At 47.4% G+C, this 25,202-nt stretch carries 25 protein-coding genes; 24 read left to right on the top strand and 1 reads right to left on the bottom strand.

Annotated elements, in window-relative coordinates; translation table 11 throughout:
- The first annotated feature begins 89 nt into the window (after positions 1–89).
- From queA to secF, 5 genes are all read left to right on the top strand, one after another.
- Positions 90–1,145: a tRNA preQ1(34) S-adenosylmethionine ribosyltransferase-isomerase QueA gene (gene queA / locus L4D06_RS14540; protein ID WP_274163621.1), complete on the top strand. Its 1,056-nt coding sequence runs from the start codon at positions 90–92 to the stop codon at positions 1,143–1,145.
- A 383-nt stretch (positions 1,146–1,528) separates the two neighbouring features.
- On the top strand, positions 1,529–2,656 hold the full coding sequence (gene tgt, locus L4D06_RS14535; RefSeq protein WP_028023733.1) for a tRNA guanosine(34) transglycosylase Tgt: 1,128 nt from the start codon (positions 1,529–1,531) through the stop codon (positions 2,654–2,656).
- Between the two features lie 81 nt (positions 2,657–2,737).
- Complete coding sequence (yajC, locus tag L4D06_RS14530; RefSeq protein WP_028023732.1) at positions 2,738–3,067, top strand: preprotein translocase subunit YajC; 330 nt, start codon at positions 2,738–2,740, stop codon at positions 3,065–3,067.
- 26 nt (positions 3,068–3,093) lie between these two features.
- Positions 3,094–4,947, top strand: coding sequence for a protein translocase subunit SecD (gene secD, locus L4D06_RS14525; protein WP_274163620.1), 1,854 nt, complete (start codon positions 3,094–3,096; stop codon positions 4,945–4,947).
- Positions 4,948–4,959: 12 nt separating this feature from the next.
- Complete coding sequence (gene secF, locus L4D06_RS14520; RefSeq protein ID WP_274163619.1) at positions 4,960–5,910, top strand: protein translocase subunit SecF; 951 nt, start codon at positions 4,960–4,962, stop codon at positions 5,908–5,910.
- Between the two features lie 267 nt (positions 5,911–6,177).
- Here the strand turns inward: secF and suhB are convergent, their stop codons facing one another.
- Positions 6,178–6,981, bottom strand: a complete 804-nt coding sequence (gene suhB / locus L4D06_RS14515) for an inositol-1-monophosphatase (protein ID WP_028023729.1) — start codon at positions 6,979–6,981, stop codon at positions 6,178–6,180.
- Positions 6,982–7,198: 217 nt separating this feature from the next.
- On the opposite strand from suhB, the gene trmJ reads away from it, so the two are divergent.
- The 19 genes from trmJ to der all read left to right on the top strand — a co-directional run bounded on the left by trmJ (position 7,199) and on the right by der (position 24,764).
- On the top strand, positions 7,199–7,930 hold the full coding sequence (gene trmJ / locus L4D06_RS14510; RefSeq protein WP_274163618.1) for a tRNA (cytosine(32)/uridine(32)-2'-O)-methyltransferase TrmJ: 732 nt from the start codon (positions 7,199–7,201) through the stop codon (positions 7,928–7,930).
- A gap of 110 nt (positions 7,931–8,040) precedes the next feature.
- A complete protein-coding gene (gene iscR, locus L4D06_RS14505) occupies positions 8,041–8,562 on the top strand; it encodes a Fe-S cluster assembly transcriptional regulator IscR (RefSeq protein ID WP_274163617.1) in 522 nt (173 codons plus the stop codon).
- Between the two features lie 30 nt (positions 8,563–8,592).
- Positions 8,593–9,807, top strand: a complete 1,215-nt coding sequence (locus tag L4D06_RS14500; RefSeq protein ID WP_274163616.1) for an IscS subfamily cysteine desulfurase — start codon at positions 8,593–8,595, stop codon at positions 9,805–9,807.
- A gap of 28 nt (positions 9,808–9,835) precedes the next feature.
- Positions 9,836–10,219, top strand: a complete 384-nt coding sequence (gene iscU, locus L4D06_RS14495; protein ID WP_028023725.1) for a Fe-S cluster assembly scaffold IscU — start codon at positions 9,836–9,838, stop codon at positions 10,217–10,219.
- Between the two features lie 24 nt (positions 10,220–10,243).
- Positions 10,244–10,567: an iron-sulfur cluster assembly protein IscA gene (iscA, locus tag L4D06_RS14490; RefSeq protein ID WP_274163615.1), complete on the top strand. Its 324-nt coding sequence runs from the start codon at positions 10,244–10,246 to the stop codon at positions 10,565–10,567.
- A gap of 16 nt (positions 10,568–10,583) precedes the next feature.
- On the top strand, positions 10,584–11,099 hold the full coding sequence (gene hscB / locus L4D06_RS14485; protein ID WP_274163614.1) for a co-chaperone HscB: 516 nt from the start codon (positions 10,584–10,586) through the stop codon (positions 11,097–11,099).
- Positions 11,100–11,137: 38 nt separating this feature from the next.
- On the top strand, positions 11,138–12,985 hold the full coding sequence (hscA, locus tag L4D06_RS14480; protein ID WP_274163613.1) for a Fe-S protein assembly chaperone HscA: 1,848 nt from the start codon (positions 11,138–11,140) through the stop codon (positions 12,983–12,985).
- Between the two features lie 2 nt (positions 12,986–12,987).
- A complete protein-coding gene (gene fdx / locus L4D06_RS14475; protein ID WP_028023721.1) occupies positions 12,988–13,326 on the top strand; it encodes an ISC system 2Fe-2S type ferredoxin in 339 nt (112 codons plus the stop codon).
- Positions 13,327–13,348: 22 nt separating this feature from the next.
- On the top strand, positions 13,349–13,549 hold the full coding sequence (gene iscX / locus L4D06_RS14470) for a Fe-S cluster assembly protein IscX (protein ID WP_274163612.1): 201 nt from the start codon (positions 13,349–13,351) through the stop codon (positions 13,547–13,549).
- A 398-nt stretch (positions 13,550–13,947) separates the two neighbouring features.
- On the top strand, positions 13,948–15,249 hold the full coding sequence (gene pepB / locus L4D06_RS14465; protein WP_429740139.1) for an aminopeptidase PepB: 1,302 nt from the start codon (positions 13,948–13,950) through the stop codon (positions 15,247–15,249).
- Positions 15,250–15,403: 154 nt separating this feature from the next.
- A complete protein-coding gene (gene ndk / locus L4D06_RS14460) occupies positions 15,404–15,835 on the top strand; it encodes a nucleoside-diphosphate kinase (RefSeq protein WP_429740137.1) in 432 nt (143 codons plus the stop codon).
- Positions 15,836–16,022: 187 nt separating this feature from the next.
- On the top strand, positions 16,023–17,144 hold the full coding sequence (gene rlmN / locus L4D06_RS14455) for a dual-specificity RNA methyltransferase RlmN (protein ID WP_274163609.1): 1,122 nt from the start codon (positions 16,023–16,025) through the stop codon (positions 17,142–17,144).
- Positions 17,145–17,169: 25 nt separating this feature from the next.
- Entirely contained in the window at positions 17,170–17,925 is a 756-nt protein-coding gene (gene pilW / locus L4D06_RS14450) for a type IV pilus biogenesis/stability protein PilW (RefSeq protein ID WP_274163608.1), read from the top strand.
- Entirely contained in the window at positions 17,915–18,937 is a 1,023-nt protein-coding gene (rodZ, locus tag L4D06_RS14445) for a cytoskeleton protein RodZ (protein ID WP_429740135.1), read from the top strand. The genes pilW and rodZ overlap by 11 nt, the downstream gene beginning before the upstream one ends.
- 15 nt (positions 18,938–18,952) lie before the next feature.
- On the top strand, positions 18,953–20,071 hold the full coding sequence (gene ispG / locus L4D06_RS14440; RefSeq protein WP_274163606.1) for a flavodoxin-dependent (E)-4-hydroxy-3-methylbut-2-enyl-diphosphate synthase: 1,119 nt from the start codon (positions 18,953–18,955) through the stop codon (positions 20,069–20,071).
- Positions 20,072–20,124: 53 nt separating this feature from the next.
- On the top strand, positions 20,125–21,393 hold the full coding sequence (gene hisS, locus L4D06_RS14435; protein ID WP_274163605.1) for a histidine--tRNA ligase: 1,269 nt from the start codon (positions 20,125–20,127) through the stop codon (positions 21,391–21,393).
- A 13-nt stretch (positions 21,394–21,406) separates the two neighbouring features.
- Complete coding sequence (locus tag L4D06_RS14430; protein WP_274163604.1) at positions 21,407–22,012, top strand: YfgM family protein; 606 nt, start codon at positions 21,407–21,409, stop codon at positions 22,010–22,012.
- A gap of 9 nt (positions 22,013–22,021) precedes the next feature.
- Positions 22,022–23,182: an outer membrane protein assembly factor BamB gene (gene bamB, locus L4D06_RS14425; RefSeq protein ID WP_274163603.1), complete on the top strand. Its 1,161-nt coding sequence runs from the start codon at positions 22,022–22,024 to the stop codon at positions 23,180–23,182.
- An 88-nt stretch (positions 23,183–23,270) separates the two neighbouring features.
- On the top strand, positions 23,271–24,764 hold the full coding sequence (gene der / locus L4D06_RS14420; protein ID WP_274163602.1) for a ribosome biogenesis GTPase Der: 1,494 nt from the start codon (positions 23,271–23,273) through the stop codon (positions 24,762–24,764).
- Positions 24,765–25,202: the final 438 nt, after the last annotated feature.

The following is a 25,202-nucleotide window of genomic DNA, read 5'->3' as shown; positions in this document are numbered from 1 at the left end:
ACATAATTTTGGTGAGCGAGCCCCATCTTGCTTGATATTGCAGCGTGTGTCCCTATACTAGCGGGCTGCTGCAGAATGGGGCTTTTTCAATGCAAGTATCCGATTTTCATTTTGACTTACCAGATTCGCTGATCGCACGTTATCCGCAACCGGATCGTACGGCGAGCCGTTTGTTGCAACTCAATGGCAACACGGGCGAGTTGAGCCACAAACAATTCACCGATGTATTAGACCTCGTTGAGCCGGGTGACCTGATGGTGTTTAACAACACCCGCGTTATCCCTGCGCGTGTGTATGGTCGAAAAGCGTCGGGTGGCAAGATTGAAATACTGGTGGAACGTGTGCTGGATGATAAGTCCATTTTGGCTCACGTACGTTCATCGAAGTCCCCAAAACCTGGCAACCTATTACTGCTAGGCGAAAATGATGAGTTTGAAGCGGAAATGGTTGCACGCCATGATGCCCTGTTTGAGATTCGGTTCAGCGGCGAGCAAGCCGTGTTGGATATTCTTGAGCAAGTCGGGCATATGCCATTGCCGCCATATATCGACCGTCCAGATGAAGATTCTGATAAAGAGCGTTATCAGACGGTATACAACGCCAAGCCGGGTGCCGTCGCGGCGCCAACTGCGGGTCTGCATTTTGATGAAGACATGCTGGCAGCGTTAAAAGCAAAAGGCGTTGAAACGGCGTTTGTGACTCTGCACGTTGGCGCTGGCACCTTTCAACCTGTGCGTGTGGATGATATTAACGATCACATCATGCATGCAGAATATGCCGAAGTACCGCAAGACGTGGTTGATGCTGTGTTGGCGGCTAAAGCGCGCGGGAATCGCGTGATTGCAGTGGGCACAACTTCTGTACGTTCGCTGGAAAGCGCGGCGCAAAGTGCGAAACAAGAAGGCTCAGAACTGAAGCCGTTCTTTAATGATACGAAAATCTTCATTTACCCGGGTTATGAGTGGCAGCTTGTTGATGCATTGGTGACGAATTTCCACTTGCCAGAATCAACCTTGATCATGCTGGTATCGTCTTTTGCGGGTTACGATCATGTCATGAATGCATACCATGAAGCCGTTAATAACGATTATCGCTTCTTTAGTTACGGTGATGCGATGTTTGTGACACGTCAGACTGAGGTATAATCTCAGGCTGACGCTGAAGAGCAATGACAATGGTCTTTTGAGTGCCACGTCATTGAACAGAATTTTTTGACTGGCTGTCAGCTCTTTAAGTTGGCAGCCAGTTTTGTCTCTGTGTCATTATACCAATCAGATTAAATATTCAGTCATTCTTGCTGGTTAAAATCGACAATAGCTGCGTCAGATATTTTGCAAGTAGAGTAACTACTTACTGCAATCTCTTCTTGGCTCTTGGCTCTTGGCTCTTGGCTCTTGGCTCTTGGCTCTTGGCTCTTGGCTCTTGGCTCTTGACGATTGTTCCTTCGCAAATTTATGACCACCTACTTAATCCGATTGGTATTAGACACATATTCGCCAGACTGTTTATCTGGCATTTCGGAGGTATCGTGAAATACGAACTGATTAAAAAAGAAGGCCGCGCACGTCGTGGTCGTTTGGTTTTCGAACGTGGTACGGTAGAAACCCCTGCATTCATGCCAGTGGGTACTTACGGCACAGTAAAAGGTATGACGCCAGAAGAAGTGGCTGATACTGGTGCTCAAATTCTGCTGGGTAACACCTTCCATTTGTGGCTACGTCCGGGCCAAGAAGTGATGCGCGCCCATGGCGACTTGCACGATTTCATGAACTGGCAAGGTCCTATCTTGACAGACTCAGGCGGCTTCCAAGTATTTAGCTTGGGTAAAACCCGTAAAATTACGGAAGAAGGTGTTCACTTCCGTAACCCAGTAAACGGCGATCGCGTGTTCATGGATGCCGAGAAGTCGATGGAAATCCAGTACGATCTGGGTTCAGATATCGTGATGATTTTCGACGAGTGTACGCCATACCCAGCGACACACGACGAAGCGAAAAAGTCGATGGAAATGAGCTTACGTTGGGCACAACGTAGCCGTAATCATTTTGACAAAATGGGCAACAAGAACGCGTTATTCGGCATTATTCAAGGTTCTGTTTATGAGGACTTGCGTGATGTATCGGTTGAAGGCCTAACGAATATCGGCTTTGATGGTTACGCCGTGGGTGGTTTGGCTGTTGGTGAGCCAAAAGAAGACATGCATCGCGTGTTGGAACATACCTGTCCAAAACTACCGGAAGACAAGCCACGTTACTTGATGGGCGTGGGCAAACCGGAAGACTTGGTAGAAGGCGTGCGCCGCGGTATTGATATGTTTGACTGCGTGATGCCAACCCGAAATGCACGTAATGGCCACTTGTTTGTGACTGGTGGTGTGATCAAGATCCGTAATGCGAAGCATAAAAGTGACACAACTGCACTGGATCCAGAGTGTGACTGTTACACTTGCCGCAACTACAGCAAGGCGTATTTGTATCACCTTGATCGTTGTAATGAAATTCTTGGCGCTCGTCTTAACACCATCCACAACCTACGCTACTACCAGCGTCTGATGGAGAGTTTGCGTAACGCTATCGACGAAGGTAGATTAGAAACCTTCGTGAAAGAATTCTACGAACGCCGTGGCCGTGAAGTGCCACCGCTGAAAGAAGACTAAGAAGTTCTGCCTCTTCGATGACTTGTTGCCGGAGAGGCAAAATCGCTAAAAATGTTCAATTTAATACGAGGACGTGACTGAATGTTTATTTCACAAGCTCATGCAGCAGCAGAAGGCGCACCACAGGGTGGCGGTATGCAGCTATTTATTATGCTTGGCCTGTTTGCCGTTATTTTCTACTTCATGATTTACCGTCCGCAGGCAAAACGTGTTAAAGAGCACAAGAACCTGATGGCATCTATGGGTAAAGGGGATGAAGTGCTAACTGGTGGTGGCCTTGTTGGCAAAATCACTAAGATTTCTGAAGACAATGACTTCATCGTTATCGCACTTAGCGACAACAACGAAGTGACCATCAAAAAGGATTTTGTGACTGCAGTTATGCCAAAAGGCACCATTCAGTCGCTGTAATCTGTTAACCATAAAGGATCATAGCAGTGCTAAACCGTTATCCTTTGTGGAAGTACATTATGGTGGTGTTGGTGTTACTCATCGGCGCTGTCTATGCACTTCCCAATATCTACGGTGAAGATCCAGCGGTTCAAATCTCCGGGGCGCGTGGCGCCTCGGTTGATCTTTCGACTCTGGACTCCGTCAAAAATACCCTCGAAAAAGACGACATTTCTTACCAATCTCTTGCTCTAGAAAACGGTACCGTTCTGGTTCGTTTCAAAAACACTGATCAGCAGATTGAAGCCCGTGACGTATTAAACGGCGCTTATAAGGATGAAGGACTTGTTGTTGCGCTTAACCTTGCCCCTGCAACGCCAACTTGGCTAGAAGTTATCGGTGCGAACCCGATGAAACTTGGCCTAGACTTGCGCGGTGGTGTGCACTTCTTGATGGAAGTGGACATGGACGCAGCAATGGAAAAGCTACTTAGCCAGCAAGAAGATACTTTCCGCACTGAATTACGTGAAGCGAAGATTCGCTATCGCGGGCTCCGTGTTGGTAGTGATGACAACATCGATGTTAGCTTCCGCAACGAAGCCGATATGGATCAAGCTGAATCTGAGCTAGCGAAACTGCACCCAGATATGGTGTTTACCACCGATAGTGCTCGTTTTGCTGTTTCTGCTAAGTTCACTGAGCAGCGTCTTCAAGAGATCCGCAACTACGCCGTTGAGCAAAACATCACTATTTTGCGTAACCGTGTTAACGAGCTAGGCGTTGCCGAGCCGATTGTTCAACGCCAAGGCGCTAGCCGCATTGTGGTTGAGCTTCCAGGTGTACAAGACACTGCGCGTGCCAAGGAAATTTTGGGTGCGACTGCAACGCTAGAATTCCGTGAAGTGGATGACAGCGCAGATTTGGCAGCAGCGGCAGCAGGCCGTGTTCCTCCAGGCAGCGAAATTAAGCAAACACGTGATGGTCGCCCTGTGGTGGTTAAGAAGCGTGTGATTCTCGGTGGTTCGCACATCACTGATGCTAGCTCAAGCTTTGATGAATACAGCCGTCCGCAGGTAAACATTTCGCTTGATAGCGAAGGCGGCAGCAAAATGTCTGCGTTCAGTAAAAATAACGTTGGCAAGCTAATGGCAACGGTATTTGCTGAGTACAAAGACAGTGGTAAACGTGATGCAAATGGTAAGATTATCCTCACCAAGCATGAAGAAGTGATCAACCAAGCGACCATTCAAACGGCGTTGGGACGTAACTTCCGTATCACGGGCATCGACTCTCAGCCTGAAGCGCATAACCTTGCTTTGCTATTGCGTGCAGGTGCGTTGATTGCACCTATCTCTATCGTTGAAGAGCGTACTATTGGTCCATCAATGGGTCAGCAAAACATCGATATGGGTGTGAAAGCCTGTCTGTATGGTTTGATTGCAGTCATGCTATTTACTGCCGTTTACTATCGTCGTTTTGGCTTATTTGCAAACATTGCACTGTTGGCTAACGTTGTGTTGATTATTGGTGTGATGTCGCTGATCCCTGGTGCAACCATGACGCTTCCAGGTATAGCCGGTATTGTATTGACCGTCGGTATGGCGATTGATGCCAACGTACTGATATTTGAGCGTATACGTGATGAAATCTTGGATGGGCGAAACCCACAACAAGCGATTCACCAAGGTTATGCTAACGCATTCAGTACCATTGCCGATGCGAACATTACCACGTTGATCACGGCGATTATTTTGTTTGCGGTAGGTACAGGCCCAGTGAAAGGTTTCGCTGTGACTCTGTCTATCGGTATTCTAACGTCAATGTTCACTGCCATTATCGGGACCCGTTGCTTGGTTAACCTGGTATACGGTGGTAAACGCGTTGATAAATTGTCGATTTAGGGAGGCATTAAAATGTTTCAACTGATAAAGCCAAACTTCTATTTCGACTTTATGCGCCTAACCAAGCCTGCGTACATTCTGTCAGCGCTGATGATTGCTGCGTCAATCTTTACCTTGTCGACCAAATGGTTGAACTGGGGTCTAGATTTCACGGGCGGTACGCTGATTGAAGTCGGTTTTGAACAACCTGCTGATCTGCCACTCATTCGTGCTTCTTTGGCTGAAAAAGGTTTTGGCGATGCCATCGTGCAAAACTTTGGTACGTCACGCGACGTGATGGTTCGTCTTCGCCCTCGTGATGACATGAAAGGCGAGATGCTGGGCAACCAGATCCTGAACGCAATCAAAACCGGTACAGGCCAAGCGGTGGAAATGCGCCGTATTGAGTTTGTTGGTCCAAACGTGGGTGAGGAACTGACCGAAGCGGGCGGTTTGGCGATCATTGCATCGTTAATCTGTATCTTGCTTTATGTTTCTGTTCGCTTTGAATGGCGCTTGGCAACAGGTGCTGTCGCCTCGTTGGCGCACGACGTCATCATTACATTGGGTATCTTCTCTTTCTTACAGATTGAGCTAGATTTGACCATTGTTGCTGCGTTGTTGACCGTTGTCGGTTACTCACTCAACGATACGATTGTTGTGTTTGACCGCGTACGTGAAAACTTCCGCAAGATGCGTAAGGGTGATGCTGCGGATATCATGAACGAATCCATTTCGCAGACCTTGAGCCGTACTATTATTACGTCGGGCACGACCTTGTTTGTGGTTGTTGCACTGTTCTTGCAAGGCGGGGCAATGATTCATGGATTTGCTGCCGCGTTGCTGATTGGTATCACTGTGGGTACTTACTCTTCTATTTACGTGGCATCGGCATTGGCATTGTCATTGGGTCTAACCCGTGAACACTTGCTACCGCCGCCGCCAGTAGAAAAAGAAGGCGAAGAATTCGACGCGATGCCTTAGAGCCGCCAGTCGTAACAAAAAATGGAGCCGAAAGGCTCCATTTTTTTATGGAAGAGGAAAAGAACGAAGCACGTTGAGTCATGAATGAAAGCTCCCAGAGACCCTAATCTTGTATCTTCAAGTCACTGGAGCGCCGAGTATTTTGGCTTAACGATTCTAGGACCTAGGACTCAGTATTCAGTATTCAGTATTTTGATTTTGCTCTTCCTACCCTACAAACAAAAACGGCGCCCCGAAGGACGCCGTTTTTTTGATTCTTAACGAATCTTATTTCTTCATTGCTTCATTCGCGTTGTCGCGAATTTTCGCCAAAATACCTTTCAGTACTTTCGGGCTAGCAGAAACAATGTTGCCTGTTTGCATGTAATCAGTCGCGCCAGAGAAGTCGGTGCAAAGTGCGCCAGCTTCACGAGCGATCAATTCGCCTGCAGCCATGTCCCAAGGTTTCAAGCCTAGCTCGAAGAAACCATCTACACGGCCAGCTGCAACGTAACAAAGATCTAGTGCTGCAGAGCCAGTACGACGGAAATCTGCACAATCAATAAACAGTGCGCTGATAACTTTGATAAAGCCTTCAGAGTGTTGTTTTGCTTTGTACGGGAAACCAGTCGCTAGCACGGTGCCAGTTAGGTCTTTCGGGCTGCTTACACGGATACGCTTGCTGTTAAGCTGTGCGCCAGAACCGCGTTGTGCAGAGAAAAGTTCGTTGCGAATTGGATCGTAAACACACGCAACTTCAGTGCGGCCTTTGATGCGCAAAGCGATAGACACAGAGAAGTGTGGAATGCCTTTTACGAAGTTGGTGGTGCCATCCAGTGGGTCGATGATCCATTGGTAATCAGCATCTTTACCTTTGATAGCGCCCGCTTCTTCAGAAACGATGCTGTGGTCAGGGTAAGATTTCTTGATTACATCGATAATAATGTGCTCAGCAGAAGTATCGATATTGGTAACGAAGTCGTTAGTGCCTTTTTGAGTGGCCTCTACGTTATCAGGGTTTTCAGCAGATTTAGCGATAAAGTCGCCAGCCTTTCGCGCAGCGCGAATGGCAATGTTTAGCATAGGATGCATACAATTTTCCCAACGGATGTTAAAGAACGGAAAGCGGCGGCGAGTATATCAGAGCTGCGGCAAAAGGGAAGTGGTTATTTTTTGCTCATCTGCTTTCGTTGGTGGGCGTAAAAAGGGTAAATCAAATACCACTGTGGTAGAATCTCGCGGCTTAATGCTCAAACCCCGTACGGCGGGGGCTGAGCCGATTTCCTCGACGTAATTCAGTGATCGCTAAATGTTAGATAATATTCGAATTGTACTAGTTGGTACCACCCATTCTGGCAACATCGGCTCGGCTGCCCGAGCAATGAAAGTGATGGGCCTAAAAAACTTGGTGCTGGTTTCTCCTGATTGCACAGTAGATGGTCAAGCTATCGCACTCGCTGCAGGTGCAAGCGATATTGCCAACAATGCTCGCATCGTTAATACGGTGGAAGAAGCGGTGGCAGATTGTGGTTTGGTTGTTGGTACAAGTGCAAGAAGTCGCACTCTCGAGTGGCCAATGCTGGATTCAAGAGAATGTGGTAAGAAGGCGATAGAGGAAGCTCAACATCATCCTGTCGCATTGGTTTTTGGCCGTGAAAGAACAGGGCTTACCAATGAAGAGCTCCAAGCTTGTCATTTCCATGTGGCTATCCCTGCTAACCCTGAATACAGTTCGTTAAACTTGGCGATGGCTGTGCAAACGCTATGTTATGAAGCGCGAATGGCGTGGCTAGATAGCCAAGCCTATCAGGGGGAAGTGAAAGAACAGCCATACCCATTGGCTGAGGATCTAGAGCGTTTTTATGTGCATCTGGAAAATGTGCTGGATAAAACTGGATTCATCAATAAATCACACCCTGGAATGGTGATGACCAAATTGCGTCGCCTATTTAACCGCGCTCGCCCTGAAAGTCAGGAGCTCAATATTTTGCGCGGTGTGCTTTCTGCTGTTGATAAAAGCACCAAAAAGACGCAAGAATAACCATTCAATATAAAGGGCTAAAAGCCTGACTGTTTTACTAGGTTAAATACTTGACCGTTTTAGTCGGGTATGTCAGACTCGTTTCATTACTCGCTCACAGGTAGGATGTTATGAGACTGACTTCTAAAGGCAGATATGCCGTAACAGCGATGCTTGACGTCGCGCTGCACTCCGAAATGGGGCCAGTGCCTCTTGCTGATATTTCAGAACGTCAAGGGATCTCTTTGTCGTATCTTGAGCAGCTATTCTCACGTCTACGCAAAGCTGGATTAGTATCTAGTGTACGTGGTCCTGGTGGTGGTTATCGCCTTGGTGTTGATGCAAACGAAATTGCAGTCGGCATGGTGATCGCTGCTGTGGATGAATCAGTAGATGCCACTAAGTGTCAAGGTAAAGGCGATTGCCAAGGCGGAACACGCTGCCTGACACACACGCTATGGCGTGACTTAAGCTCGCGTATTAGCGGCTTTTTAAATGACATTACGCTCGGCGAACTTATGCAAGACAATGAAGTTAAGCAAGTCGCGGGGCGTCAAGACTCAACTCATGAGTCATCCACTATTGTTAGACACGGTTTAAATTCCAATGGCAGTGAAAACTCAGTGACCATGGGTGTGAACTTTCGCTCGTAATGAGTCGTGCCGGAGTACTTGGAGACACAAATGAAATTGCCAATTTATTTTGACTATTCAGCAACATGCCCGGTAGATCCACGTGTTGCCGAATTAATGATGCAACACCTCACGCTAGATGGCGTGTTTGGTAACCCAGCATCGCGTTCACACCGTTTTGGTTGGCAAGCGGAAGAAGCTGTTGATACTGCTCGTGAGCATATTGCTAATTATCTGAATGCGGACTCTCGTGAGATTGTTTTCACGTCTGGAGCCACGGAATCAGATAACCTAGCGATTAAAGGTATTGCTCATTTTTACGGTAAAAAAGGTAAGCACATCATTACCTGTAAAACCGAACACAAAGCAGTATTGGACCCTTGTCGTCAGCTAGAGCGTGAAGGCTTTGAGGTAACTTACCTTGAGCCAGAGTCAAACGGTATTGTTGACTTGAACAAGCTCGCTGATGCAATGCGTGAAGACACTATTTTGGTTTCTATCATGCATGTGAATAACGAAATTGGCGTTATTCAAGATATCGCAGCGATCGGTGAGCTTTGCCGTGAGCGTAAAGTGATTTTCCACGTTGATGCGGCGCAATCTATTGGCAAGATGCCACTGGATACACAAGAAATTAAAGTTGACCTCGTATCAATGAGTGCACACAAAGCATACGGCCCTAAAGGTATCGGTGCATTGTATGTTCGCCGTAAACCACGTATTCGTCTTGAAGCACAAATGCACGGTGGCGGTCATGAGCGTGGTATGCGTTCTGGTACGCTTCCAACTCACCAAATCGTGGGTATGGGTGAAGCTTTCCGTATTGCAAAAGAAGAGCTGGCGAAAGACCAAGCGCACTCTTTAGCTTTGCGTAACCGTTTCCTCGATGGTGTGAAAGATCTAGAAGCCGTTTATGTGAATGGCGATTTGGATCAGCGTGTAGCAGGTAACTTGAATGTGAGCTTTGCCTTCGTTGAAGGTGAGTCACTGCTGATGGCACTGAAAGATCTGGCTGTTTCTTCTGGTTCTGCATGTACGTCTGCCAGCCTTGAACCATCATATGTTCTTCGCGCACTCGGCTTGAACGATGAGTTGGCGCACAGCTCAATTCGTTTCTCATTCGGCCGTTTTACCACGGAAGAAGAAGTGGACCACGCGATTGGGCAGGTACTTAAAGCAGTTACCAAGCTTCGTGAAATGTCACCTCTTTGGGATATGTACAAAGAAGGTATTGATTTAAACACCGTTGAGTGGGCACACCACTAATCGGTTAAAGGATGTCGAGGAATAGATCATGGCTTACAGCGAAAAAGTAATCGATCACTATGAAAATCCACGTAACGTGGGTGCATTTGATAAAAACGACCCAAGCATTGGTAGCGGCATGGTTGGCGCACCAGCGTGTGGCGACGTGATGAAACTTCAAATTAAAGTGAATGAGCAAGGCATCATCGAAGATGCGAAGTTCAAAACTTACGGCTGTGGTTCAGCGATTGCGTCAAGCTCACTGGTTACTGAGTGGGTAAAAGGCAAATCACTAGACGAAGCTGCGGCGATTCGAAATGCTGAAATTGCAGAAGAGTTAGAACTACCACCGGTTAAAGTTCACTGCTCAATCCTTGCGGAAGATGCAATCAAAGCAGCTGTTAGCGATTACAAGAAAAAGCACGAAGCTTAATACGTAAGAAGGGTTGTTGTATTTATGGCCGTTACTATGACAGATGCTGCGGCATCACGTGTTCGCACTTTCCTTGAAAGCCGAGGTAAAGGCATCGGGTTACGTCTCGGTGTGAGAACCTCCGGTTGTTCAGGCATGGCCTATGTGCTGGAGTTCGTTGACGAACTCAATGACGAAGACCAAGTGTTCGAACATAAAGGCGTAAAAGTGATCGTTGATAGCAAGAGCATGCTGTATCTTGAGGGAACAGAGCTCGACTTCACCAAAGAAGGCTTGAACGAAGGCTTCCAGTTCAACAACCCCAACGTAAGCAGTGAATGTGGTTGCGGCGAGAGCTTTAACGTTTAACACGACGTGAGATGACATGAATCATTTCGAACTATTCGGGCTATCATCTCAGTTTGAGCTGGATGGTAGCTCTCTTTCATCGCAGTATCGCGAACTTCAACGACGTTTTCACCCGGACAAATTCGCTACGGCTTCTTCACAAGAACGCCTGCTAGCTGTTCAGAAAGCGGCGCAAATCAATGATGCCTATCAGACGCTGAGCGACCCCGTTCGCCGTGCCGAGTACCTTCTTTCTTTGAATGGGCTAGAGCTGCGCGATGAACAGCAGACAATGCAAGATCCTGAGTTTCTCATGCAGCAAATGGAACTGCGTGAAGAGCTCGAAGATATTGCAGATAGCGATGAGCCGGATGTATTGTTGTTTGACTTTGAGCAGCAGGTATCGACACTTCATCAATCCCTGTTAAATGAACTGATAGCGCAACTGAACGATCAACAGTGGGCCGATGCTGCTGTTACCGTGCGTAAGCTCAAATTCTTAGTCAAACTCAAGCTAGAAATCGAACGAATCGAAGATCGTTTGCTGGGTTAATCCAACACGCAGCAGGCGATCAGGCTACAGGAATCTACATGGCACTGTTACAAATTGCAGAACCGGGTCAAAGCGCTGCACCGCACGAGCATAAACTTGCGGTCGGCATTGATCTTGGTACAACCAATACGCTCGTAGCCTCTGTTCGCAGTGGCACAGCAGCGACGCTAGACGACCTTGATGGTCGCTCACTGATCCCCTCTGTCGTTCACTATGGCGACGCAGTTAGCGTCGGCTACGAAGCGCAGGCAATGTCTGAAACGGACAGTGCCAATACCGTTATTTCTATCAAGCGTATGATGGGGCGTTCATTGTCTGACGTTCAATCACGTTATCCGCATCTTCCTTACCAATTGTCAGCGTCTGAAAATGGTTTGCCTTTGATTGCAACGCGCCTAGGCACGAAAAACCCAATTGAAGTGTCTGCTGATATTTTGCGTACGGTGAATGTGCGAGCAGAAGCCGCATTAGGTGGTGAGCTAGAAGGTGTTGTGATCACCGTGCCAGCCTACTTTGATGATGCGCAACGAGCTGGCACCAAGGACGCAGCCAAATTAGCTGGCCTTAACGTGCTTCGTTTGTTGAATGAGCCGACTGCTGCAGCCATTGCTTATGGTTTGGACTCAGGTCAAGAAGGCGTCATTGCGGTTTATGACTTGGGTGGTGGTACGTTTGATATCTCCATTCTTCGACTGTCAAAAGGTGTGTTCGAAGTGCTGGCGACGGGCGGTGACTCTGCGCTTGGTGGTGATGATTTTGACCACTTAGTGGCAGATTGGATTGCTGAACAAGCTGGCTTCGAGGCTCTCTCTGGTGATGATCGTCGTCGTTTGCTAAATGCTGCAACCGCTGCAAAAGTTTCCTTAAGCGATAATGCGAGTGTTGACATCGATGTGCTGGGTTGGAGTGGTTCGATCGCTCGTGCACAGTTCGACGATATGATCGGTGCTCTGGTAAAGAAAACGTTGCTGTCTTGCCGTCGCGCACTGAAAGATGCTGGTGTTACCACTGAAGAAGTGTTGGAAGTGGTGATGGTTGGTGGTTCAACGCGTGTACCTTTGGTTCGCGAGAAAGTGGGTGAGTTTTTCAACCGCACACCGTTAACCAGCATAGACCCAGACAAAGTGGTTGCGATGGGTGCAGCAACGCAAGCTGACATTCTGGTCGGCAACAAGCCAGATGGCGAAATGCTACTGCTTGATGTGATCCCATTGTCGCTGGGCATTGAAACCATGGGTGGTTTAGTGGAAAAAATCATTCCACGTAACACCACGATTCCTGTGGCTCGTGCTCAAGAGTTTACTACGTTCAAAGATGGCCAAACCGGCATGAAGGTTCATGTGGTGCAAGGCGAGCGTGAGATGGTTGATGATTGCCGATCGCTAGCAAACTTCACCTTGAAAGGTATTCCCCCGATGACGGCTGGTGCTGCGCATGTACGCGTCACGTACCAAGTGGATGCTGATGGTTTGTTGTCCGTCACGGCGATGGAGAAAAGCACTGAGGTGCAGTCATCAATTCAAGTGAAGCCTTCTTATGGCCTAAGCGATGATGAAGTGATGGACATGATCAAATCATCGTTCACTCACGCGCAGGAAGACAAAGATGCCCGTTATCTGGCGGAGCAGCGTGTCGAAGCGGATCGTGTGATTGAAGGGTTGTTGGTTGCTATGCAGTCCGATGCCGATACATTGTTGAATGATGAAGAACAAAAAGCCTTGGTCGTTGCCATTGAAGCGTTAATTGCGCTGCGCAATGGTGATAACGCAGCAGCGATTGAACAAGGCATTAAAGATACAGATAAAGCGAGTCAGGAGTTTGCATCGCGTCGAATGGATAAATCCATCCGCGAAGCGCTGGCTGGCCATTCCATTGACGAGGTTTAAACATGCCAAAGATTGTTGTTCTGCCACACCAAGACCTTTGCCCTGAAGGTGCAGTTCTGGAAGCAGAAGCCGGAGAAACAGTATTAGACGTTGCACTTCGCAACGGCATTGCAATTGAACATGCGTGTGAAAAATCTTGTGCGTGCACAACTTGCCACGTGATTATTCGTGAAGGCTTTGATTCATTGAACGAAAGCGATGAGCTAGAAGACGACATGTTGGATAAAGCGTGGGGATTAGAACCTGAGTCTCGTTTGGGTTGCCAAGCCAAAGTCGCGCAACAAGACTTGGTTGTGGAAGTGCCACGATACACCTTGAATCACGCGTCAGAGAATCATTAATTCAAAATAGGAAGTTGGAACTATGAGCTTAAAATGGATTGATACTCGCGACATCGCGATCGAGCTTGTTGATAAATTCCCAGAAACTGATCCTAAAACGGTACGATTTACGGATCTACATCGTTGGGTAATGGAACTGGAAGATTTCTCCGATGACCCTAATCACTCTAATGAGAAAATCCTAGAGGCGATCATTCTGTGCTGGATGGATGAAATGGATTAATCTTTGGTTATTCCGCTTGTGTTAGTGGTTTATTGAAGGCACATTGATCATATTGAAGCGGGCGTATGCCCGCTTTGTTTTAACTGATAAAACGTCATAAATATGGCGTACTCTATACCCAAACAACCTGAAGATGCAGGATTCAGCGAATTTGACTGGCGTTGTGAACGCGGCGTTAGTCAACTCGCCCGAAGGGAGGCCATCAATGCGCCCACTTCTTCGTTAAATTCCACGGGAATAGAACGACTATTCCTCGTAAAATTCGCCTCAAATTGAACGCATTGACGACCTCTGAATGCGAGCATTCTCAGGTCGTTTGGGTATATAACTAAAATCAGTCGAGAATAAAAATACGTGTTGCCCGAGATTGGCAAGGCGAGTTGAAAAAGGAGTTCAGCATGACAGAAAAAATGCGTATCGCGTTATCTACCGAGTCTGCGGCAGAGGTGTGGGGAAACAATGCGGTTGTTTCTTTTGGTCAAGATGGTGCGATCGTTCACGCTGTAGGGGAAGATATCCTTTCTCCTGTCCAACAAGCTGCGCGTAAGCTTGAGTCGCAGGGTATCCGCAAAGTCAGTTTGGTGGGCGACAACTGGGATCTTGAAAGCGCGTGGGCTTTCTATCAAGGGTTACGTGGGCCTAAAGCGGGAGTCGAGTTTGAAGCCCCGACGTTGGAGTCTTCTTCGCTGAAAGACCTCAATAATCGTATCACTGCGATTGATTGGGTGTGCCAGATCATCAATGAAACCGCAGAAGAAGTTGGCCCTCAGCAATTAGCCGTTCGTGCGGGTGAGTTCATTAAGTCACAAGCGCCTAGCCCTGAGCACGTGAAGTATAAAATCGTTTCTGGTGCAGATTTGCTTGAACATGGTTGGGTGGGTGTGCATACCGTTGGCCGTGGCTCTGCGCGCAAACCAGCCATGCTTCAATTGGACTACAACCCAACTGGCAATGCCGATGCAGAAGTGTTTGCGTGTATTATCGGTAAAGGGATTACGTTCGACTCGGGTGGTTACAGCATCAAGCAATCAAGCTTCATGGATGCCATGAAGGCAGATATGGGCGGTGCAGCTATGGCAACTGGTGGCCTTGGTCTTGCCATTGCTCAAGGCTTGAATAAGCGTGTAAAACTGATCCTGTGTTGTGCTGAAAATATGATTTCCAGCAACGCTTATAAGCTGGGCGACATCATCACCTACAAGAACGGCGTGACCGTAGAAGTGCTCAACTCTGATGCAGAAGGGCGTCTCGTTTTGGCTGATGGCCTTTTGTATGCCAATAAATTTAACCCTACATTGACGGTCGATTGTGCCACTTTGACGGGCTCAGCAAAAATGGCGTTAGGTAACGATTATCACGCGCTGTTTAGCTTTGATCAGTCTCTGGCAGATCGTTGTCTTGTGGCGGCGAACGCGGAAAACGAAGGTATGTGGCAGTTGCCGTTGGCGGAATTCCATCGCAACATGTTGCCATCTAGCTTTGCAGATCTGGCAAACGTGGGTGCAGGCCAGTATTCACCAGGCGCGAGCACGGCGGCAGCCTTCCTTTCTTACTTTGTTGATGACTACAAAAACGGTTGGATCCACTTGGATTGCTCTGGTACTTATCGCAAAGGAGCCAGTGATAAATGGGCTGTGGGCGCGACGGGCATGGGTGTGAAAACCCTATCGCGCATTTTGATGGATGAATCTTCACGATAATTCAAACAAAAGTGCCTGATAATTATCAACACAGTTAACGATTCCGCAATGTTGGGGTAGGGCCTAACATTGCGCTCTGGTAGGCTACCTTTGACATTACAAGCAGATAACTCGTTTTCTACCTGCTGTCTGAAAATATAATAAGGAAGATAGAATGACTATTGAGCGCACCTTTTCAATCGTGAAGCCCGACGCCATTGAACGCAATCTGATTGGCGCTATCTATCAGCGTATTGAAGCTGCTGGGCTGCGAATTGTCGCAGCAAAAATGCTTCACCTGAACAGAGAAAAAGCGCAAGGCTTTTATGCGGAGCATGAAGGTAAGCCTTTTTTCGATGATTTGGTTGAGTTTATGACGTCTGGCCCTGTCATGGTGCAAGTGCTGGAAGGCGAGAATGCGATTGCTAATTATCGCGAACTGATGGGGAAAACTAACCCGGAAGAAGCCGCATGTGGCACTTTGCGTGCAGATCATGCACTTAGTATGCGTTTTAACTCGGTACATGGTTCTGATAGCCCGACATCTGCTGAACGCGAAATTGCTTACTTTTTCGCCAGTGATGAGATTTGCCCTCGCAAAGGCTAATGCATTGTGATCGAACATAAAAAGGGAGCGGATGCTCCCTTTTTTTATTTTGTTCTATTCTGGACTAATAAAAGCCACATAAGTAACAGGTGGAATCCGGATCACAAAGGCTGTACAATTTCGCGCCTTGATTTAAGGCTGAAACTCCCAATCAACCTGTATTTAACCTGTTTCACGAGGCAATCTGATGACAACGGAAAAAATCAACCTGCTGGATTTTGATCGGCAAGCACTGCGAGCATTTTTCGCTGATGAGTTAGGCGAGAAAGCGTTTCGTGCTGATCAGATCATGAAGTGGATGTACCACTTTGGTGTTGATGACTTCGATCAGATGAACAACATCAACAAAAAGCTTCGTGAAAAACTGAACGCGAAATGTGAAATTCGTGCGCCAGAAGTCACTCTGGCTAAGCATTCAAGCGATGGCACCATCAAATGGGTTATGCGTGTGGGTAACCAAGACGTAGAGACCGTTTATATTCCTGACGAAGATCGTGCGACCTTGTGTGTTTCTTCACAGGTTGGCTGTGCGCTGGACTGCAAATTCTGTTCAACTGCGCAGCAAGGCTTTAACCGTAACTTGAAAGTGTCTGAAATCATCGGACAGGTTTGGCGTGCGGCGAAAGAAATCGGCATTGAGAAAGAAACGGGTCGTCGTCCTATCACCAATATCGTGATGATGGGAATGGGTGAGCCTTTGCTTAACATGAAAAACCTGATCCCATCACTGAACATCATGCTCGATGACTTGGGTTTTGGTCTGTCTAAGCGTCGTGTCACTGTTTCTACTTCTGGTGTTGTGTCAGGCTTGGATCAGATGACAGACAAAATCGATGTCGCGCTAGCGATTTCTCTTCATGCTCCCAATGACGAGCTTCGCAGCCAAATCATGCCAATCAATGATCGCTACAACATTGATACGTTTTTGGCATCAGTTCGTCGTTACATTGCATCATCAAATGCTAACCGTGGGCGTGTGACCGTAGAGTATGTTCTATTGGATCATGTCAATGACGAGATGGACCATGCGCGCCAACTCGCAGAGCTGTTAAAAGATACCCCTGCGAAGATAAACCTGATTCCTTTTAACCCTTATCCTGGGTCACCATACAAGAAGCCGAGTAATTCGCGCATCGATCGTTTCATGAAAACGCTGATGCAGTATGACTACACGGTAACCGTGCGTAAAACTCGTGGTGATGACATTGATGCAGCATGCGGACAGCTTGTTGGCGATGTCATTGATCGTACCAAGCGCACGCAAAACAGACTGAATGTAGAGGAGCAAATCCCTGTAAAATCAGTCTGATCGCTTTGACTGATAGGATGGGATGATGGCAAGGACGCTTAGTACACTGTTATTGATGGGATTATTAGCAGGCTGTGTCACAGTAACGGATAAGCAAAGCAACGTGAAGTTTGATAGTATTCAGGCTGCTGAATCCAGAATTTCACTCGGTATTGCGTATTTAAACGCGGGTCAGTGGGAACGGGCGAGACAAAACCTTGAGATGGCGGTGCAATTTGCCCCCAAATACTACCGTTCTTTGATTTCATTTGCTCACTACTTAGAAAAAGTAGAAGAGTTTGATCAAGCCGAGCAGCAATATATTACTGCACTGCGTTACTCCCCTAAGAACGGGGACGTTCAGAATAATTATGGTGTCTTTTTGTGTCGCCAAGAACGTTATAGTGAAGCGCAGAAGGCATTTGCGAAGGCAATAGACCAGCCGTACTATTACAAAATGTCTGGTAGCTTTGAGAATGCAGCACTCTGTGCATTGAAAGCGGGTGAAAGGCAACAAGCGAAAATATGGTTTGAAAAGGCGATTGATCATGAACCCAACCGCCCACTGTCTTCTGTGCAACTTGCGCGTTTAGAAGTTGAAGACAGCGAATTGAATGATGCACGAATACGCTTGTTTAAATTTCATAAGCGATATGGTTATCGCCCGAATTCGCTACTGACACTCATTGAGTTGGAAAGCAAAGCTGAACGTCCCAATGAAGTGACACGTTATGCCAATGTATTGGCCAGACAATTTCCCAAATCTAACGAATATAGACAGTACTTAGAGAATGAATACTGAACAAAACGAAGAACAAGTGTTAGACGTTGAGTCCGCACACCCAGGACAGGTGTTAAAGCAAGCCCGTGAAGCGATCGGGCTTTCTGCTCAAGACGTGGCTGACCGTCTAAGGCTTCGTGTATCCGTTATTTTAGATCTTGAAGAAAACTGTTGTGAAAACAAACAAATAGCCACGTTTACACGTGGTTATATTCGTTCTTACGCTAAGCTAGTTGGTTTGAACGCCGACGCGCTTATCTGCGACTATCAAGCACCGCCTCAGACTGAAGAGTCGGCGCAGAAAATGCAGAGTTTCTCGCGTAAAACACGCATAGATAAACATGATAGCCGTGTGATGAACCTGACGTGGGTGATCTTGGCTGTGGTCGTTGGCATCACCACGTTTTGGTGGTGGCAGAATCAACAAAATGATCCTTTGATGTCGCTATCGGAAACCACCGCTGTTTTGGCTCAAATAGGTGCTGCTGACAGCAACGATGATGTGGTTACTGGCGTGCAAGCTGAAGAGCTGGTACAACCGGATGTCGTGCAAATTGATGATCCTTTGCCGAGTGACATGACGGGTGATACGCCTGTCGTTGAAAGCACAGGCGATAGTAAAAGCACCAGCGATAATATCAGTGAAAATACAGCGCTTGTTGAAAGCAGCGTTGAGACGTCTGTCCCTGAGCAACCAAAGCCAAGCAGCAACACATCACCAACCCCTAGTGTTTCAGAGCCAGCAACTGTGGCAACGAGTGATGTAACCACCAGTGGCGAAACGTTAGACCAACAACCTTCGTTGGTGTTGTCGTTTGATGGCGACTGTTGGGTAGACATACGCGATGCGAGTGGTAAACGCCTTCTAACTGGTATTAAGTCTGCTGGTGAAACCGTTGACCTATCAGGTGAAGCACCATTTAAAATTGTTCTTGGCGCACCATCAGCTGTACGTCTTGTTTACAATGGCGACAATGTCGATTTAAGTGGTTACCCTTCTGGGCGCGTTGCCCGTTTGAGCCTACCGAAGTAATTCAGAGAACACCAAATGCATACCGAATCTCCTATTAAGCGTCGCCAATCAACGCGTATTTACGTGGGCAATGTGCCAATTGGTGACGGCGCTCCTATTGCCGTTCAGTCTATGACCAACACGCGTACAACTGATGTTGCTGCAACCGTGGCGCAGATCAATGCGCTAGAAAAAGTCGGTGCAGACATTGTGCGTGTTTCTGTTCCAACCATGGAAGCTGCGGATGCCTTTAAGCTGATCCGTGAACAAACCAACTTGCCTTTAGTCGCTGATATTCATTTCGACTATCGCATTGCGTTGCGTGTTGCAGAATTCGGTGTGGATTGCTTACGCATTAACCCGGGTAATATCGGTAACGAACAGCGTATTCGATCAGTCGTTGATGCTGCACGTGACAAAAATATTCCTATCCGCATCGGTGTGAATGGCGGATCATTAGAGCGCGAAATTCAAGAAAAATATGGAGAGCCTACTCCTGAAGCATTGGTAGAATCGGCAATGCGCCATGTTGATATTTTGGATCGTTTGAATTTTGACCAATTCAAAGTGAGTGTAAAAGCGTCTGATGTGTTTCTTGCGGTTGAATCCTACCGCCAATTAGCGAAACGCATCGACCAGCCTCTGCACTTGGGGATCACCGAAGCGGGTGGTGCTCGTGCTGGCGCAGTGAAATCTGCGGTAGGTTTGGGTATGCTGCTGAGTGAAGGTATCGGCGATACACTGCGTATCTCGCTGGCGGCTGACCCGATTGAAGAAATTAAAGTCGGTTTTGATATATTGAAATCACTGCGTATTCGCTCACGTGGTGTTAACTTTATTGCGTGCCCAACCTGCTCCCGTCAGGAGTTTGATGTGATTGGCACGGTTAATGCGCTAGAACAGCGTCTGGAAGACGTTGTCGTACCAATGGATGTGTCCATTATTGGTTGCGTAGTTAACGGCCCAGGTGAAGCTGAGGTATCGCACCTTGGTGTTGCGGGCAGCAATAAGCGCAGCGCATATTATGATGATGGCATTCGCCAGAAAGAACGTTTTGACAATGATAACCTGATCGACCAGCTGGAAGCGAAGATCCGGGCTAAAGCCTCAATGCTGGATGAGAACAACCGCATTGACGTAAACACGCAGAAGTAAGCCTTGAGGCTTATTTCTAACAGAATAGATAAAGATCGGTTTCGAGAGTAAACGTGGCAAAAACAATTCAAGCAATTCGAGGCATGAACGACTGCCTTCCAACACAAACTCCTCTTTGGCAAAAAGTAGAGGGTACGGTTAAAGACGTGATCAGCGGTTATGGCTACAGCGAAGTTCGTATGCCTATCGTCGAAATGACCAATCTGTTTTGTCGTGCAATCGGTGAAGTGACTGATGTGGTCGAGAAAGAGATGTATACCTTTGAAGATCGCAATGGCGATAGCCTAACGCTGCGTCCAGAAGGGACGGCGAGTTGTGTGCGTGCGGGTATTGAAAACGGTCTACTGTACAACCAAGAACAACGCCTATGGTACATGGGCCCTATGTTCCGTCATGAGCGTCCTCAGAAAGGTCGCTACCGTCAATTCCACCAGTTTGGTGTGGAAGTATTCGGCCTGAATGGTCCAGACGTAGATGCTGAACTTATCATGATGACAGCACGTCTTTGGCGTGAGCTGGGTATTCATGAGCACGTTCGCCTAGAGTTGAACTCAATTGGTTCATTGGAAGCACGCGCGGGTTATCGTGAAGCGCTGGTTGCGTTTTTGATGCAACACGAAGCTATTTTGGACGAAGACAGCAAGCGACGCATGCATACCAATCCGCTGCGTGTTCTGGACTCGAAAAACCCAGACATTCAAGCCGTGCTGGTGGATGCACCTAAGCTATCTGAGTATTTAGATGACGAATCAAAACAACATTTTGCAGGTTTGTGTGAACTGTTGGACGCTGCAGGTATCCAATACTCAGTAAACGAGAAATTGGTTCGTGGTCTTGACTACTACAACCGTACCGTTTTCGAATGGATCACTGAGAGTTTGGGATCGCAAGGCACCGTCTGCGGCGGCGGTCGTTATGATGGTCTGGTTGAACAACTGGGCGGAAAAGCGACGCCTGCAGTGGGTTTTGCCATGGGTGTTGAACGTCTTGTGCTTCTGATGGAAACGCTGGAATTAAATGAAACTCGCCCTGTTGTTGATGTTTACATGGTCACCGCTGGTGAAGGAACATTGGCAGCAGGCATGCAATTGGCAGAAACCTTGCGTGAACGTGTACCGGGTCTTCGTGTGATGACTCACTTCGGTGGTGGCAACTTTAAGAAGCAATTTAAACGTGCTGATAAAGTAGGCGCATCCGTTGCATTGGTATTGGGTGAAGACGAAGTGGCGAACAAGGTTGTGACCTATAAAGATCTTAAAGGTGGCGAGCAACTGACCATTTCTCAGGATGATGTAGCCGAAAAATTGGCTCAACGAGTTTAAGAGAGGACTAAACGTGGACGTCTACACCACAGAAGAACAACAAGTCGAAGCGATTAAAACGTGGTGGCGGGATAATGGCAAAGCCATCATCCTCGGCGCAGTGATTGGTTTGGGCGGCCTATATGGATGGCGCTACTACCAGTCAGAGCAAGAAACTAGCCGCGAGCAGGCATCTGAAGCGTACATGCAAGTCGTGGGCGCCTTGGCTGCTGGCGATGCTGACGCACAAGAAAAAGCTGCTGCATTTATTCAGTCTAATGACAGCTCTTATTCGGCATTGGTCGAGTTGCAGCTGGCGAAGACGTTTGTAGAAGCGGGTGATCTTGTTAAAGCCGCTGAGCATTTGCGCTCAGTACAAGCGTCTAAAGACGATTCGTTGAAAGCGACGGCAACACTGCGTCTTGCACGTGTTGAAGCGCAACAAGGCAACGTTGACGCTGCGCTAAAAGAGCTAGATAGCGTGACAGCAGAAAGCTGGAAGCCGCAGGTTGAAGAGCTACGCGGTGACATCCAACTGCGCAAAGGCGATACCGCCGCTGCACGTCTATCTTATGCAGCATCAATTGCAGCCGCGTCTAACCCTGTTGTTCAAATGAAATTGGACAACTTGCCGCAATAAGGGTTGAGTATGATGCGCACTGGATGGAAACGCGTAAGTGCAGTGGCCTTGCTAGGCTCGCTGCTTATTGGTTGTGCGAGTGAAGAAGACTCCATCGTCATGGCACCTGTGCCAGTCGTAAACAGTGAGTTCACTCCTCAATCACTTTGGACATCGCAAGTCGGTGATGGTGTAGGACGCTATTACAGCGACCTTACGCCTGCGTATGAATATGGAAAAGTGTTTGCCGCAGATCGCTCTGGTGAAGTCAAAGCGATTGATAGCGAATCAGGCAAAACACTCTGGACGGTTAACTTAGGCGAAGAAAAACCTGCGTTGCTCTCTGGCGGTATTACTGCGTCATATAGCAAATTGTACATCGGCACAGAAACTGGCGATCTCATCGCATTAGATGAAGAGACAGGTGAAGTGGTTTGGCGTACTAATGCGGGTGGTGAAATCTTATCGAAACCGCTGGCAGATGTAAGCCTGATTGTGGTAAATACCAGTCGTGGTGAATTAGCGGCCTTCGATGCGGAAAGTGGTGAAGAGCGCTGGCGTATTTCGAGTGATGTGCCAAACCTGACGTTACGTGGTGATAGTTCACCGGTTGCGATTTCCGGCGGCGTATTCTGGGGAATGGCAAATGGCCGTCTTGGTGCTGCTTTCATTGAGAACGGCAACATCATTTGGCAACAAACTGTTGCAAGCCCTAAAGGAGCCACAGAGATAGATCGTTTAGTGGATGTTGATGCCACACCGGTGATTTCTGGATCTTTGCTTTACGCAGTGGGTTACAATGGTCAGCTTGTCGCAATCGATTTGCGTTCAGGACGCCCTGCTTGGAAGCGCACGTATAGTTCAACGACGGACTTCTTGGTTGTAGGTAGCTATTTGTTCTTGGTAACCGACAAAGATCATGTGGTCGCTGTTGATGCCCGAAGTGGCACTGAGCTATGGCAGAATCGCGATCTTGAATACCGTCAGCTGACAGCGCCTGTAGCCATTTCTGGCTATGTTGTGATGGGTGATGCAGAAGGTTATTTGCATTGGCTTGATCCGACAACAGGTGAATTTGTCGCGCAGCAGCAACTGGATGATAGCGGTTTTGCCGTTGCGCCAGTGAAAGCGGATGATGCGTATATCGTGATGACCCGCGACGGAAAAATTAGTAAAAAGCAAACGCAATAATATCAAGCGTTTATGAATTATTCGGCTCCTGAACCCAAAGGTTCAGGAGCCGCTGTTATTAATAAGTAAGAGATTTTAAGAGGTCAGTATGATTCCTGTAGTAGCCCTTGTTGGGCGTCCAAATGTGGGGAAGTCGACACTCTTTAACCGGCTGACAAGGACGCGCGATGCGCTGGTAGCCGATTTTCCGGGTTTGACCAGGGATCGTAAATACGGAAAAGCCGTGCTGGGTGAGCATGAGTTCATTGTGGTAGACACTGGTGGTATCGACGGTACCGAGGAAGGTGTAGAAACCAAAATGGCTGAGCAATCACTGGCGGCGATTGAAGAAGCTGACGTTGTCCTGTTCATGGTGGATGGTCGTGCTGGCCTGACGGTAGCTGACGAAGCCATCGCACAACACCTTCGTTCACGTGAAAAAACGACTTTCCTTGTCGTTAACAAAGTTGATGGCATTGATGCCGATGCTGCCAGTGCTGAATTTTGGCAACTGGGTATGGAGCACATGTTCCAAATCGCCGCTGCACATGGCCGTGGTGTATTAGGGTTGATGGATCGCGCGTTGAAGCCATACGCAGAGGCCTTGGCAGAACAAGAAGCACAAGAAGGTTTAGTTGACCTGACGGGCGAGCATGATTTCGAAGATGAAGAAAAAGATCTAACAGAAGAAGATGCAGAAAGCGCACTTGAGCGTTTGCAAAACCTTCCGATCAAATTCGGTATTATTGGCCGTCCAAATGTGGGTAAATCAACACTGACTAACCGTATTCTCGGTGAAGATCGCGTGGTGGTTTACGATATGCCGGGAACAACCCGTGATTCTATCTACATTCCTATGGAACGTGATGGTCGCGAATACGTCATTATCGATACTGCAGGTGTTCGTCGCCGCAAGCGTGTTAACGAGAAAGTAGAAAAATTCTCTGTTATCCAAACACTGAAAGCGATCGAAGATTCGAACGTTGTTCTGCTAGTGATTGATGCACGTGAAAACATCTCAGACCAAGATCTAAGCTTGTTAGGTTTTGCATTGAATGCGGGTCGTTCAATCGTGATTGCAGTAAACAAGTGGGATGGTTTGGATAAGGACGTGAAAGACCGCGTTAAGTCTGAACTGGACCGTCGCTTAGGTTTCGTAGACTTCGCGCGTATTCACTTTATCTCGGCATTGCATGGTACGGGTGTTGGTCACTTGTTTGAGTCTATTCAAGAAGCTTACGAGTCTGCGACTAAGCGTATCAGTACCGCTATGCTGACACGCATCATGAATATGGCACAAGACGATCATCAGCCACCAATGATTCGTGGTCGCCGAGTGAAGCTGAAATATGCGCATGCTGGGGGATATAATCCACCGATATTCGTTATTCACGGTAACCAAGTCAAAGATTTGCCTGATTCGTATAAGCGCTACTTGATGAACTACTACCGTAAATCGCTAAAAATCATGGGTACACCTATTCGCATTCAGTTCCAAAGCAGCGAAAACCCATTTGAAGGTAAGAAAGAAAACCTAACTATCTCTCAGTCTCGTCAACGTAAGCGATTGATGGATATGGTAAAACACCGCGGTAAGAAGTAATTCTACTGTGAGAGCTAAGAACCGACCCTAGTGGTCGGTTTTTTTATGTCCGTAATTTAGCGGAAAGATGAAGATTGAATGACAGCCTATGTATTTTATACATCCAGAACATTTTTCCGCAGCTAAGCCATTCATATGGCGGGATTCATTGGCTAAAAATAACGCAATTGGTCGTTTTTCAATCGTATTCGTGACAGATCTGTTGCGACAATTACATTAAAAAATAGATCTTTGTCACATAATAACGTGGTGAAAAGCGGGAAATATCGTTCTACCCGTATTCGATGTATTTTTGCTCGGTTACTAAACCACCTTGCTTTTACTATATGCTGTTTGGTTATGGTTTAATATTGATTTACAGTATTTTATTCTTCCCTAAATCCAAATGCAGAACATGTAACTTATGCTTTCGGGAGTTGTATTGATAAATATTCTTTT

This window comes from Enterovibrio makurazakiensis, from assembly GCF_050336585.1.
Lineage (GTDB): Bacteria > Pseudomonadota > Gammaproteobacteria > Enterobacterales > Vibrionaceae > Enterovibrio > Enterovibrio gelatinilyticus.
This window is presented reverse-complemented; position numbering and strand designations above follow the sequence as displayed.